The 12,584-nt window shown below is 69.8% G+C and carries 14 protein-coding genes and 4 pseudogenes; 8 read left to right on the top strand and 10 right to left on the bottom strand.

Features of this window, described 5'->3' with window-relative positions:
* Nucleotides 1–124: 124 nt before the first annotated feature.
* The 5 genes and pseudogenes from G7085_RS17020 to G7085_RS27255 form a co-directional block, all read right to left on the bottom strand.
* Nucleotides 125–550, bottom strand: a pseudogene (locus G7085_RS17020) (transglutaminase-like domain-containing protein); the annotation flags it as partial.
* Complete coding sequence (locus tag G7085_RS35425) at nucleotides 535–948, bottom strand: transglutaminase N-terminal domain-containing protein (RefSeq protein WP_408647223.1); 414 nt, start codon at nucleotides 946–948, stop codon at nucleotides 535–537. The gene G7085_RS35425 and the pseudogene G7085_RS17020, both read right to left, overlap by 16 nt.
* A gap of 115 nt (nucleotides 949–1,063) precedes the next feature.
* Nucleotides 1,064–1,879: pseudogene (locus G7085_RS35420) on the bottom strand (alpha-E domain-containing protein); the annotation flags it as partial.
* Nucleotides 1,873–3,210, bottom strand: coding sequence for a circularly permuted type 2 ATP-grasp protein (locus G7085_RS17005; protein ID WP_231980609.1), 1,338 nt, complete (start codon nucleotides 3,208–3,210; stop codon nucleotides 1,873–1,875). The pseudogene G7085_RS35420 and the gene G7085_RS17005, both read right to left, overlap by 7 nt.
* Nucleotides 3,210–3,353, bottom strand: coding sequence for a hypothetical protein (locus G7085_RS27255; RefSeq protein ID WP_231979642.1), 144 nt, complete (start codon nucleotides 3,351–3,353; stop codon nucleotides 3,210–3,212). Before G7085_RS27255 ends, G7085_RS17005 begins: the two co-directional genes overlap by 1 nt.
* 337 nt (nucleotides 3,354–3,690) lie before the next feature.
* Between G7085_RS27255 and G7085_RS17000 the strand changes: the two genes are divergently transcribed.
* From G7085_RS17000 to G7085_RS16970, 8 genes and pseudogenes are all read left to right on the top strand, one after another.
* The gene (locus tag G7085_RS17000; protein ID WP_197511850.1) at nucleotides 3,691–4,227 is read left to right on the top strand and encodes a hypothetical protein; all 537 of its coding nucleotides are present in this window, start codon (nucleotides 3,691–3,693) and stop codon (nucleotides 4,225–4,227) included.
* 83 nt (nucleotides 4,228–4,310) lie between these two features.
* Complete coding sequence (locus G7085_RS35415) at nucleotides 4,311–4,733, top strand: YrhA family protein (protein ID WP_408647222.1); 423 nt, start codon at nucleotides 4,311–4,313, stop codon at nucleotides 4,731–4,733.
* Nucleotides 4,734–4,824: 91 nt separating this feature from the next.
* A complete protein-coding gene (locus G7085_RS35410) occupies nucleotides 4,825–5,460 on the top strand; it encodes a YbaB/EbfC family nucleoid-associated protein (protein ID WP_408647221.1) in 636 nt (211 codons plus the stop codon).
* 1 nt (nucleotide 5,461) lies between these two features.
* Complete coding sequence (locus tag G7085_RS16990) at nucleotides 5,462–5,953, top strand: WXG100-like domain-containing protein (protein WP_197511848.1); 492 nt, start codon at nucleotides 5,462–5,464, stop codon at nucleotides 5,951–5,953.
* A gap of 89 nt (nucleotides 5,954–6,042) precedes the next feature.
* Nucleotides 6,043–6,949, top strand: a pseudogene (dapD, locus tag G7085_RS16985) (2,3,4,5-tetrahydropyridine-2,6-dicarboxylate N-succinyltransferase).
* Nucleotides 6,949–7,098 (top strand): hypothetical protein, encoded by a 150-nt coding sequence (locus tag G7085_RS16980; protein ID WP_197511847.1) that lies wholly within the window; start codon nucleotides 6,949–6,951, stop codon nucleotides 7,096–7,098. Before dapD ends, G7085_RS16980 begins: the two are co-directional and overlap by 1 nt.
* A 32-nt stretch (nucleotides 7,099–7,130) precedes the next feature.
* The gene (locus G7085_RS16975) at nucleotides 7,131–7,340 is read left to right on the top strand and encodes a hypothetical protein (RefSeq protein WP_197511846.1); all 210 of its coding nucleotides are present in this window, start codon (nucleotides 7,131–7,133) and stop codon (nucleotides 7,338–7,340) included.
* On the top strand, nucleotides 7,337–7,789 hold the full coding sequence (locus tag G7085_RS16970) for a hypothetical protein (protein ID WP_197511845.1): 453 nt from the start codon (nucleotides 7,337–7,339) through the stop codon (nucleotides 7,787–7,789). The genes G7085_RS16975 and G7085_RS16970 overlap by 4 nt, the downstream gene beginning before the upstream one ends.
* 23 nt (nucleotides 7,790–7,812) lie before the next feature.
* On the opposite strand, the pseudogene dapC reads toward G7085_RS16970, so the two are convergent.
* From dapC to sppA, 5 genes and pseudogenes are all read right to left on the bottom strand, one after another.
* Nucleotides 7,813–8,900, bottom strand: a pseudogene (dapC, locus tag G7085_RS16965) (succinyldiaminopimelate transaminase).
* Between the two features lies 1 nt (nucleotide 8,901).
* A complete protein-coding gene (gene fdxA / locus G7085_RS16960; RefSeq protein WP_197511844.1) occupies nucleotides 8,902–9,222 on the bottom strand; it encodes a ferredoxin in 321 nt (106 codons plus the stop codon).
* Between the two features lie 49 nt (nucleotides 9,223–9,271).
* On the bottom strand, nucleotides 9,272–10,159 hold the full coding sequence (locus tag G7085_RS16955) for a VanW family protein (protein WP_197511843.1): 888 nt from the start codon (nucleotides 10,157–10,159) through the stop codon (nucleotides 9,272–9,274).
* A 2-nt stretch (nucleotides 10,160–10,161) separates the two neighbouring features.
* Nucleotides 10,162–10,827: a peptidoglycan binding domain-containing protein gene (locus tag G7085_RS16950; protein WP_197511842.1), complete on the bottom strand. Its 666-nt coding sequence runs from the start codon at nucleotides 10,825–10,827 to the stop codon at nucleotides 10,162–10,164.
* Nucleotides 10,824–12,560: a signal peptide peptidase SppA gene (gene sppA, locus G7085_RS16945; protein WP_197511841.1), complete on the bottom strand. Its 1,737-nt coding sequence runs from the start codon at nucleotides 12,558–12,560 to the stop codon at nucleotides 10,824–10,826. Before sppA ends, G7085_RS16950 begins: the two co-directional genes overlap by 4 nt.
* Between the last annotated feature and the right edge of the window lie 24 nt (nucleotides 12,561–12,584).

Below are 12,584 nucleotides of genomic sequence, written 5' to 3'. Positions count from 1 at the left end.
ACCGGCGTCGCCGTCGACCGGCGTCGTCAGGGTGCCCAGACGAGCTCGTGGGAGGCGGAGTCACGGCCAACTTCAGTCATGCAGGCAACCCTAGTCGCCGGACGGCGCCGGCCCCGGTCCCGGCTCAGGTCAGGCGCGTCATCTCGACCGAGACGTACATCTCCGATCCGCCGGAACCGGTGTAGATGCCCCTGAGCGGAGGCACGTCCGAGTAGTCGCGACCGAACCCGACCTCCACGTGGGTGCCGCGCGGTACCGACGAACTCGTCGGGTCGTAGCCGAGCCATTCGCCGTCGAAGTACTGCAGCCAGGCGTGCGACTCGCCCACCAGCACCTCGCCGATCTCCGGTTCGGCCTTCTGCACGACGTAGCCGGAGACGTACCTGGCCGGGATGCCCATCGCCCGCAGCCCGCCGAGTGTGAGATGGGCGATGTCCTGGCAGACGCCAGCCCCGTGTTCCCACACCTCGGAGGCGAGCGTGTGCACCTGCGTGACGCCGGGCACGTAGCCGACGGTGCCGCGCAGCCGCGCCGTCAGCTCGGCGACGGCGTCGCCCGGGTGTCCACGGAGCGGCGCACCTGGTCCGCGATCCGCTGCACGTCACGGTGGGGCCGCACATAGTCGGTCTGGGCGAGCAGCTCGCCGTAGCGGTCCTGCAGCCAGGGCTGGGCGAGGCCCTCCCAGCCGATGGGCTCCTCGGAGCGCTCCACCTCGTGGATGTCGACGGTGGAGGTCGCGACGACCTTCAGCTCGGAGTGCCTCTCGTGGACCTCGAACGCCACGGCCGACGTGCCCCAGTAGTCGCGGTAGCTGTGCGTCCACGCGACGGGGCTGATGTCGAGCCTTGAGGAGAGCACCAGTTGGCGACGCGATGTCAGCGGCGTCAGCCTCGCCTCGTTGAAGGAGTCGGTGGCTCCGCCGTCGTAGCGGTAGCCCGTCGTGTGCACGATGCGGTACTGGCTCACCAGGCACCCCAACCCACTCCGCGGCGGCGGAGCCCTCGAAGTAGCGCTCGGAGATGGCCTGGGTGGCCTCGGAGCAGACGGCCTGGAGCCTCGCCATCTCGGCGGGCAGGTCGCGGAGGAACTCGTCGGGCGGCAGGAACTCCAGCCCGGCCTGCGCGGCGCCCAGCAGCCGCAGCGCCGGGTCGTCGGGGCGGATCCGCAGGTTGCTCGGCCCCAGCTGCGAGAGCGCGGTCACCGCCGAGTTCAACGTGTAGATGAGGCTGCGCGGGAACAACCGGTCCAACAGCAGGAACTCGGCCGCGTCACGGTCGGAGGCGAGCGCCCCGTAGCGCTGCACGAACGCGTGGTGCGCGCCGCAGCCGCTGAGCACGTGGTCCCAGGCCCGCTGCGAATTCGAGGCGAACGACGGCGTGGACAGCAGCCTCGCGGTCATGTCGATCCGTTCGATGCTGCGGCCGAGCGTCAGGAACAGCCAGCCCTCGTCGTGGCTCATGGTGCCGTCGGCGAGGCCGGCGATGACGGCGCACCGCTCGCGGACGAACTTGAACATCGAGGCAGGGCGCATCCGTTGGAGCCGGCCTCCGCGCACCGCGAGCCAGGTGGTGTTGATCGACTCCCACACCTCCGTCGAGACTGTCTCCCGCGCACGCCGTGCGGCCTCCCGGGCGTGGCCGAGCGCCGCCAGGAAGCTGACCGGCGAGGTCTCGTCGTAGCAGAGGCGCTGCAGCACGTCGGGGTGTTCCTCGGCAGGCAGCCCCATCAGGAGCAGGAGGTCGTTGGCCGCCTGGGTCTTGTCGAGCGTCGGGTCGTCGAGGCCCTGGTGCAGGTGCACCTCGACGATGCGGCAGGTGTCCTCGGCCCTCTCCAGGTACCGGCCGATCCAGAACAGCGCGTCGGCGATGCGGCTCAGCATGGCGCCTCCTCCCTGCCGGACTGCTGTTGCTGCTCGTGCTGGTGGCGGATCACCCGGTCGACGATCTGGTCGCTCAGGGGCACCGAGGCGGGGCGTGCCTGCGGCCGGACCTCAGCCCTGCCGGGCGTGGGTCGGGAGCGGGCGAGCACCCAGGTGTCCTTCGACCCGCCCCCTGGGATGAGTTGACGATCATCTCCCCTCCGGCAGCGCGACCCGGGTGAGCCCGCCGGGGAGCACGTAGATCCCTCAGCACCGCCGTTGACGACAAACGGTCGCAGGTCGACGTGCCTGGGCCGGAGCTGCCCGTCGATCATCGTCGGGACGGTGGAGAGCTGGATCAGCGGCTGCGCGATCCAGCCGCGCGCGTCCTTGAGGATCTGGCGCCGCAGCTTGTCGAGCTGCTCCTGCGACGCGCGCGGTCCGATCACGATCCCCTTGCCGCCGGAGCCGTCGACGGGCTTGACGACCAGTTCGTGCAGGCGGTCGAACACCTCCTCGCGCGCCGCCGCCTCCTCGAGGCGCCACGTGTCGACCTGCGCCAGGATCGGCTCCTCGGCAAGGTAGAAGCGGATCAGGTCAGGCAGGTAGGTGTAGACGAGCTTGTCGTCGGCCACGCCGTTTCCGACGGCGTTGGCGATGGTGACGTTGCCCGCGCGCGCAGCGTTGAGCAGGCCGGCGCAGCCGAGCAGAGAGTCGGCGCGGAAAACGGCCGGATCGAGGAACTCGTCGTCGATGCGCCGGTAGATCACGTGCACCGGGCGCAGGCCACGGGTGGTGCGCAGCGACACGCGACCGCCGTGGGCGACGAGGTCGCGCCCCTCAACCAGTTCCACTCCCATCATGCGGGCCAGCAGCGCGTGCTCGAAGTAGGCGGAGTTGTGGACGCCCGGGGTGAGCACCACGACGGTCGGCTCGGAGATGCCGGACGGCGCCGCCGCGCGCAGCGCCTTCAGAAGCTCGCTCGGGTAGTCCTCGACCGGACGGATCCGGTGTTTCCCCGCCACCTCGGGCAGCGCCGAGTTGAGGGCGCGCCGGTTCGTCATCACGTAGCTGACCCCGGACGGGCTGCGGACGTTGTCCTCGAGCACGCGGTACACGCCGTCGTCGCCGCGGATCAGGTCGATCCCCGCGATGTGGATCCGCACGCCGTTGGCGGTGGAGAGCCCGGCCATCACCCGGTGGAAGTGCGGGGAGGAGGCCACGACATGGCGGGGGATGGCCCCCTCCACGAAGCAGCGCCCCTCGGTGTAGATGTCGTCGAGGAACGCCTCCATGGCCCTCACCCGCTGACGGCAACCGGCCTCGACGTGGGCGAACTCGGCGGCCTGCATCACCCGCGGCACGATGTCGAGCGGGAAGGGCTCTCCTCGCCTCCGATGTCGAAGGTGACGCCCTGGTCGATGTAGACCGACCGCAGATACTCGGCCCGGGTGCGTACCTCCTCAAGGCCGAGTCGCTCGAGTTCGGCTGCCACGGAGCGCAGCTCCGGCCTCACCCGTTGCCGTCGATCATCTCGTCGTAGGCGGCCTGACCCCGCAGATAATCGTCGAACAGTCCGGTCATGGGAGCGAGCCTACGGTGCCCCGGCGACCCCGCACCCCGGAACCACCGGTTTGTGGGCGGCCGTAACACGGCCGTCACACGGGGCTGCGCGGTGGAGGCTCAGCACCCATCTAGGTAGCGGTACCCAGAGCGGTCACAAACCGCCCGGGCTGGACCCCTTCGCTACCTAGGATCACCTGCGTGAGCACCTCAGGCCCGAGCGGCGGGACCGGCATCTTCGCGCGGCTCGTCTCCCAGTTCCTCGTCCAGTGGGTCCGCAGGACCATCGACACGGGGTCGTCCGCGACCCCGGCCCTCTCCCCGTGCCCGGCGACGTCGCCGGGCGCCCCGACCGGGACCGGTCGCGCGAGACGGCCGGCGCGCACCGCGGCGCCGGGGAGGCGCGGACCGTCGAGGCCCCCGCGGGGCGACCGCCATCGTCGGCGACGACTTCGGCGCGCACCGCGGCGTCACCACCGAGGCCTGCCCTGCACCTCGGCCACCTACGACCCGGCCGGCCTCGAGGCCCGTCTCGCGGCGATGTGGACCAGCCACGAGCGCGCCACCCGCGCCGACGCCCTCCGCGCCGCCGATCCGGGGTCCTCCGCGGGGCCGGCATGGACGAGCGTCAGGTCAGCCAGGCAGGCGACGGCCGGGTGCCGGCCGGCTACCAGATGGAACGGGTGCCCGCCTCCGCCGCGGCACCGTCGCACTACCAGCTCACCCGACGACGGCGCAGTCCCAGTGCAACTGCAACGCCGTCAACGACCAGCTCCGCTCGTCGCAGAGCGGCGGCGTCACGGTGATCACGCTGCCCATCGGAGGCACCCAGGTGACGATCGTGCTCGGCGGCGCCGCGATGGTGGCCTGAGATGCGCACCATGAGCGACTGGGTCCGGCACGCGGAGGCCCGGGGCTTCCCGCAGCGCGGCGGCGCATCCGAGGCGGGGCTCAACCAGATCCGCCCGCCTTCACCCGTCAGTTCGGGATCGACCTGCCCGGCGACTACGCGGACCTCCTGCGCGTCAGCGACGGCTTCGACTTCGACGGCATCGTCATCTTCGGGCTCCGGGACCGCGACGACGCGGGCGGCTTCCTACCCGGCCTCCTCGACTCCAACGAGCGGCTCATCCACGGCGTCGCCTCCGTCGACACCGCCCTGCGCTTCGTGGGCGAGACGGGCGACCTGCTGTTCGCCTACGACACCGGCGAGCGCCAGTGGAAGGCGGTGTCGCGCTACGGCTGGCACACCGTCTTGCGTTTCCAGAGCTTCGGCGACCTGTTCGACGCCGTGTTGGCCACCACCCAGTAAGGACCTGACGGACCATGAACGAACTCGAAGAACTCCTCGGCCGCCTCGGCCGGGAACTCGCACAGCCCCTCCCACCCCGCAGATCCCCACCGTGGAGGGCCGTGGCGAGTCGGAGGACTCGCTGGTACGGATCACCGTGTCGGGCGGCCGGATGACCGACATCACGATCGATCCACGCTCGATGCGCCGGTCTAGCGTCGAACTCGCCGACGACATCCGGGTCGCGATGAACGCCGCGCTCGAGGCGCACGCGACCGCGTTGATGCATGCCATGCGGGAGGAGGCCCCGACCCGCGAGCCTACGCACCCAGCTCGACGAGGTGGCGGGCGAGGCGAAGCGCACGCTCACGGACTATCTCGACCTGATGACCGAGATGATGGAGTCGACCGCCGCCCGGGAGGCCCGATGAGCGACATCGTCTTCTCGCCCGAGTCGTACCGCAGGGCCGGCGGGATCATCGAGGAGGCCACCCGGTTCATCAAGGATGAGATCGACAGGCTCCTCGATTCGGTGACCGACTTCCAGCTGCTCGGCACCAACGACATCGTCGGGCGGCTCGCCAACGAGCTGTACCGCGCCTTCATCGAGGCCTTCCGCCAGATCGTCCACGGCCTCGTCGACGGCCTGCTCGACCAGTCGGAGACCCTGCGGATGGTCGGCGACCTCTACCGGGACACATCCGAGGCCGCGACGTCGCTGGCCTCCCTCATCGGAAAGGACTACTGAGGTGAGCATCAACCTGCCCGGCGCGCTGACCATGTTCACGCAGCTGATCGGCTTCACTTTTCCCGAGGGACGCGAGACCGAGATCATGGAGTGGGCCGTGAAGTGGCAGCGGTTCTCCGACGCGGTGACGAAACTGGTCGACACCACCCAGAGGGCCGCCGACCACGTCCTGGAGCACAACCAGGGCGCCGCGCGCGAGGCCTTCAGCGCCAACTTCGAGGGCGATTCCTCCCCGCTCGACGTCTCCCGGAACCTGTCGAAGGCCGCGAAGGTCACCGGCACCTGCCTGCTCGTGATCGGCGCCGCGATCCTCGTGCTGAAGATCATCTCGATCGTCGACCTGTCCGTGTTCTGCGCCCAGTACTGGTCGGCGATCGCGGCCATCCCCGCCACCTACGGCGCATCGCTCGGCTGGATCCCACCCGCGCAGGCGATCTGCAAGTCGGCCGTCGAGATGGCCATCGAGGCGGCCGCCGAGAAGGTCCTCACCTGACGGGTTCCCGCTGCCCCCGTTCCACCGCGAAGGTCGTCGACTGACGGAAACACTAGACTTGCCCGCATGACCAACGAGACCCGCAACGCCTGGGCCTGGGCCTGGCGACCGTCCACACCACCGGCGCCGTGCTCGACGCCTGGTTCCCGAGCCCCACCTCGGCACCGAGGTCACGGATGAGCCGCCGTCGCTGCTTGCCGAGGCCCAGTACGTCGACGAGATCCGGCAGGTCCAGACGAAGATCGTGCGGGTCGAGATCGACCTGGACGCCGACCCGCCACCGTCGAGGACGCCTATCTGCGGCTCCACCTGCTGAGCGCCCGTCTCGTTGCGCCGCACGGCCAGAACCTCACCGGCCTCTTCGGGGTGCTCCCGAACAACGCGTGGACCACCGCCGGCCCGGTGCGGGTGGCCGACGTGAACCGCGTCCGCACACTGCTGCGGGCCCGTGGCGAACAGCTCACCGTCTACGGGATCGACAAGTTCCCCCGCATGGTCGACTATCTCGTGCCCGCCGGCGTCCGGATCGCCGACGCCGACCGTGTCCGCCTCGGAGCCCACCTCGCGGAGGGCACCACCGTCATGCACGAGGGCTTCGTGAACTTCAACGCCGGAACCCTCGGCACCTCGATGGTCGAGGGTCGCATCTCGGCTGGCGTCACCGTCGGGGACGGCACCGATGTCGGCGGCGGTGCCTCCATCATGGGCACCCTCTCGGGCGGAGGCCAGCACGTCATCACGCTCGGCGAGCGCTGCCTGCTCGGCGCCAACTCCGGCATCGGGATCCCGTTGGGCGACGACTGCGTCGTCGAGGCCGGCCTGTACGTCACGGCGGGCACCAAGGTGCTGCTGACCGACGGCGGGATCGTCAAGGCCCGCGAACTGGCAGGCCAGAACGACCTGCTGTTCCTGCGTGACTCCCAGTCCGGCGCGGTCGTCGTGAAGCACCGCCGTGGCTCGAAGGTCGCGCTCAACTCAGATCTGCACAAGAACTGATGAGGCGACCCGTCGTCATCACCCTCGTCGTCGCCATCCTGCTCGGCGCCCTGGGCTACGGCGGCTGGCGCGCCTACCGCTACGTCTACGAGCGGGTGACCCCGAGCGTTGCGAGGTTCTGGTCCCCGGCTCCGACCCGACCACCCTGACGCGTGAGCAGGCGGTCAACGCGTCCATCATCGTGGCCGTGTCGCTCGAGCGCGGGCTGCCGGAGCAGGCCGCCGTGGTGGCCCTCGCGACGGCCTACCAGGAGTCGGGGCTGCGCAACCTCGACTACGGTGACCGTGACTCGCTCGGGCTCTTCCAGCAGCGCCCTCCTACGGTTGGGGTACCGAGGAGGAGATCCAGGACCCGTGGTACTCCTCGAACCGCTTCTACGAGGAGCTGGTGAAGTTCGACAACTGGGAGACCACCGACGTCAACGACATCGCCCAGAAGGTTCAGCGCAGCGGCCATCCTGAGGCGTACCGGAAGCATGAGGCCAAGGCACGGGCCGTCGCCGCCGCCCTGCGCGGCACGGCACCGGCGTCGCTGTCATGCCTGAGCTTCGACGACCCGACGAGTTCGGATCCGGCGTCCTTCGAGCGGGTCCTCGCCGCCTTCGGCGACACGGTGACCACGAGGCCCGACGGGACCACCCTCGTCATCACCGCGGCCGACGAGACCAGCCTGTGGGCGGCCGCGCAACACGTCGTAGCCAACAGTTACGACGCAGGCGTGCTGTCCGTGGTGGTCGGCGGCCAGGAATGGAAACGTTCCGCGCAGGGCTGGCACGACGCGCGCACCCCGCGGCCGATCGGACGGCGACGGTCACGCTGGCGGGATGACCCGGGCCGCTGAGCGCCCTCGCCGCCCGCCGACCGTCAGGCCCTCAGGCGGGCGGCGGCCTCTGCGATGCGCTCGTCGGAGGCCGTCAGGGCGACCCGGACGTGGCGGGCCGCCGCGGGTCCGTAGAAGTCACCGGGGGCGGCGAGGATCCCGAGTCCGGCGAGCCAGTCGATGGTCTCGCGGCACGGCTCGTCGCGGGTGGCCCACAGGTACAGCGACCCCTCCGAGTGGTCGATCCGGAAACCGGCCGCCTCCAGGGCGGGACGCAACCGCGCCCGCCTCGCCAGGTATCGGTCCCGCTGCAGCTCCACGTGGGCCTGATCGCCGAGCATGGCGATCATGGCTCCCTGGATCGGTCGGGGCACCATCATGCCGAGGTGCTTGCGCACCGCGACGAGCTCCTGCACGACGGCGGGGTCTCCGGCGACGAAACCGGCGCGGTAGCCGGCGGCGTTCGAGCGCTTCGACAGTGAGTGGACCGCCAGCAGCCCGGTGAGGTCGCCGTCGTTGACCCTCGGGTCGAGCACGGAGTACGGCTCAGCCTCCCAGGCGAACTCCCCGTAGCACTCATCGCTTGCCAGCACCGCGCCGACGCGGCGGGCGGCCTGCACGAAGGCACGCATCTCCGCGAGGTCGAGGATCCTGCCGCTCGGATTGGCGGGCGAGTTGATCCACACGATCCGCGCATCGTCGGGGATGGCGGCGGGGTCGTCCAGCGCGACGGGGCGCGCCCGGAGGTGAGGGCCCCCACCTCGTAGGTCGGGTAGGCGCACGCGGGGAAGACCACCGAGGCACCCGGTCCGACGGCGAGCAGGGTCGGCAGCCAGCCGACGATCTCCTTGGTGCCGATCACCGGGAGGACCGACTCGTCGGTCAGCGGGAGGGAGGCCCAACGGCGCTCAAGATAGGAGGCGATGGCGCGCCGCGTCTCAGGTGCCCCCACACCGTGGGTAGCCGGGGGAATCCCGTGCGCCGTGAGCGCGTCGACGGCCAACTGGGGGGTGTCGTCCACAGGTGTACCGACGGACAGGTCGATGATGCCGCCGGGGTGCGCGGCTGCGGTGCGCTTGGCCTCGCTCAGCGTGTCCCAGGGGAAATCGGGCAGACGGGAGCTGAGGCCCATCTCACTCGCCCTGGGGCGGGAGAGCCTCGACGACGGGGTGATCCTTGTCGATGACGCCGAGCTTCGCGGCACCGCCGGGCGAACCGATCTCGTCGAAGAACTGGACGTTCACGTCGTAGAACTGGGCCTGGTCCTCGGGGACGTCGTCCTCGTAGTAGATGGCCTCGACGGGGCAGACGGGCTCACAGGCGCCGCAGTCGACGCACTCCTCAGGATGGATGTACAGCATCCGGTTGCCCTCGTAGATGCAGTCAACGGGACATTCCTCGACGCAGGCCCGATCCTTCACGTCGACGCATGGCAGACCGATGATGTACGTCACTGTTCTTCTCCTTCAGAGGTGCTGGACGTCGGCTAGCTTACCGCTTCACTCACTCGCAGACGATGCGGTCACCGGCGCTGTACTTCCAGGAGTACGGCTCGGACCTGACGACGACGCCGTCCTTGTAGAAGAGGCGCTTCCAGGAGGCGGTGAAGCCCTTGATGGGTGCCTGCGCCTCACACTTCGGGTCGCCCTTGATGGTGCGGGTGGTGCCGGAGTAGAAGCCGGACTTGGTGATGTCGGTCGAGGTGACCTTGTCCCAGGTCGGCTTCGACCAGATCTCGAAGGCGAGCGAACCCCTCTTCCCACTGCTGGAAGGGCTGATGTAACCGCGGATGACAGCGGGGTACTCCGTGTCGTTCTGGAAGCGCATGTCGAGCGAGCCGTAGTAGATCGTCGACTCGCGGCCCGCCGGGTAGCGGTCGAAGTAGAGGCTGTGGGGCTTGTGCTCGATGTCCTTGTAGCCGGCGAAGAAGCCCGCGTTGTACAGCGTGGTCGCGGCCTGCGAGATGCCACCGCCCGACTCCTTCACGAGCCTGCCGCCGTTGATCACGTAACCGTCGGTGAACCCGTTGGCCGCGGTGCGTTCGCCGAGAGCGTCATTGAGCGAGAAGATCTCGTCCGGCATGAGGACGGTCCCGTTCACGAGTTCCGCGGCCCTGCCGAGGTTCTTGTTGCGGTACGCGGCGTGCGGGTACTGCGTGGTGAACGAGCCGATCTTGACGAGGTCGCCGAGCGATTCGGCCTGCTCGGTGGTGTACTCCGGCTGCTTGGTCGTCACGGTGACGGCCGCGGTCCTGGCCTCGCCGGTGGCGGTGGCCGCCTTCTCGACCGCGGCGACGAACGACGCCTTGTCGAGCTCCTCCCCGACCACGGCAGGAACGACCTTCACCGCGCCGCCGGAGAAGGCGAAGCTGGCGTCCTTGGCCGCCTTCAACTTCAGCGACTTCTGAGCCTCGGCCGTCGACTCGAACAGCTTGTCCGCGTCGAGCTTCCCGACGACCTTCCCGCCCTCCTCGACGAACGTGGCCGCCCCGGCCAGGGCGGCGGGCTGATCTCCATGGAGGTGTCGTTGTGGGTCAGGGTCACGGGTCCGCTGACGAGCGGGGCCGCGAAGGTGGCGATGACCTCATCGACCATGGCATCGGTGACCGCCGGATCGGACTCGTCGAGAGTGGCCTCGACGTTGCCCTTCCCCTCAGCGAAGGCTGAGGAGACGTCGTCGGCGGTCTCGTCGATGTTCAGTTCCTCCGCCTTCGCGGCGGGGGTCCGCACGACCTTCTCGCCATCGAAGGCCACGGTGGCGGGGACACCGTCAACCGCGAAGGTGGTCGCATTGTCACCGAGGACGGTGGTGAGTGTGCCACGGTCGACGACGCGGACGAGGTCGACGGGGCCGCCGCCCGTGAGCGACTCGAAGATCTCAACCGGGTTCCAGCTGTAGCCACCGCCGGCTGCGGCGACGGTCGCCTCATAGTCGACGGTGAGACCCGAGTCCGCGGGAGTCAGGGTGATGGACCGCTCACCGGCGCTGACGCTGATGGGGGCGTCGACCGCGGGTGCGAGTTCGGCCTGCAGCTTCGCGATCGCCTCCTCCGTGCTCATCCCGCCGATGGCCACCCCAGCCACTTCCGCCTTCGCGGGCAGCTGGCTGCCAGCCACGAAATAGGAGGCGACGTATGCCCCACCGACGAGCACGACGGCACCTCCGACCACCCGAGGACGATCTTCCCGGTCCTTTTCACTGCGCTCTCCTCGTTGCCCCACCGACCCAAAACGTACCCATGGTACGGAACGCAGGGGTCGTCGTCCCAATCGTGCGCCTCACCTGACGCGCACCGACCAGGGCATCGTGAGGGCCCCGGGGCGTTGATGCCGAGCCCCGCCGCGATGCCCGCGAGCATCGATTCGGGGGTGGGGAGGTTGGCCCCGCCGACCGCCTGCTCGGAGGAGTTGGCGGGTCGCAGCATGGCCACGAAGCCGGGATCGCCGATGTGGGTGAGCCGCGTCCGGTCGCGTTGCAGGCCTGCGAGCGCGCAGGCCCGCTCGACGGCGAGGTGCTGTCCGCCGATGTGGTCGACGAGTCCCCGCTCGAGCGCGTCGGCCCCGGTCCAGACCCGGCCGCGGGCCAGTTTCTCCAGGTCGTCGAGGTCCATGCCCCTGTCCTGGGCAGCGAATGTCGTGAAGTCACGGTAGACGCGGTCGAGGAACACGTTCAGCCGCTCCCAGTCGGAGTCGGAGAACTCGTGGGCCGACGAGAAGGTGCCGGCCGCCGCGCCGATCTCGACGGTCTCGCGGAGCAGGCCGAGCCTGTCGTAGAGGCCCTCGGTGACCATCTTGCCCGCGAGCACGCCGATCGATCCGGTGAGCGTGGTCGCATGGGCCACGATCTCGTCGGCGGGCATCGCCACGTAGTAGCCGCCGGAGGCCGCCACGGTCTCCATGTGCGCCACCACCGGCTTGCCCGCCTCCCGGAGCCTCAGCACCGAGCGGCGGATGAAGTCGGAGGCGACGGCAGACCCTCCGGGCGAGTCGACCGCCAGCACGACGGCCTTGACGTCGTCGTCGCGGAGAGCCGCGCGGAGGTGCTCATCCACCACGTCGGAGCCGACGGAGGCACCGCCGCCGATGGACCGGTTGCCACGGCCGGTGGTGATGCCACCGCGCACCTGCACGACGGCGACCTTCGGTTGCCTCGCGCGCAGCCGCTTCACGAGCTCGGCCTTGTTGGTGTAGCGGTGCGCGAACAGGAGCGACCCGGCCTCGACGCCCCACCTCTCCAAGGCCGACCCGTAGGCCTGGTCGCGGTAGCCGATGTGGTCGATCAGGCCGAGCTCGAGGGCGTGCTCCGGGGTGACCGGCGAGGCGTTGACTGCCTCCCACACCTGTTCGGTGGTAAGTCCCCTGCGCCGCGCGATGTCACCGACGAGCGAGTCGACGATCGACTGGCCGAGCCTGGTGGTCATCTCCCGCTGCGGCCCGGTGATCTCGTCGGCGGCGTAGGTGTTGGCGGCGGTCTTGTACTCGTGGCGCTGCCCGAACTGTGGCACGACGCCAACCTTCGCGAGCAGGCCCTTGTAGAGGGTCATGGAGAGCTCGACGCCCTCGATCGACATCAACCCGGTCGGCTGCAGCCAGATCTCCTGCGCGGCGGTGGCCAGGTGGTACGAGCTGAGGCCCTGCACCAGTTCGCCGAACGACTCGGCCCATGCCATCGTCTTCTTGCGGGTGCCGAACTCCTCGACGAGTCCGCCGATCTCCTCGAGGTGGGCCAGCGCGGTGCCCGAGGGCACGGCGTGCACGATCAGGCCGACGACGCGGTCGTCGTCGGCGGCCACCCGGAGGTGGTCGCGGAGCCCCCG

The sequence above is a fragment of the Tessaracoccus coleopterorum genome (assembly GCF_011174705.1).
Classification (GTDB): Bacteria; Actinomycetota; Actinomycetes; order Propionibacteriales; family Propionibacteriaceae; genus Arachnia; species Arachnia coleopterorum.
The sequence above is the reverse complement of the archived record's forward strand: the minus strand, read 5'-3'. Positions and strand labels throughout refer to the sequence as shown.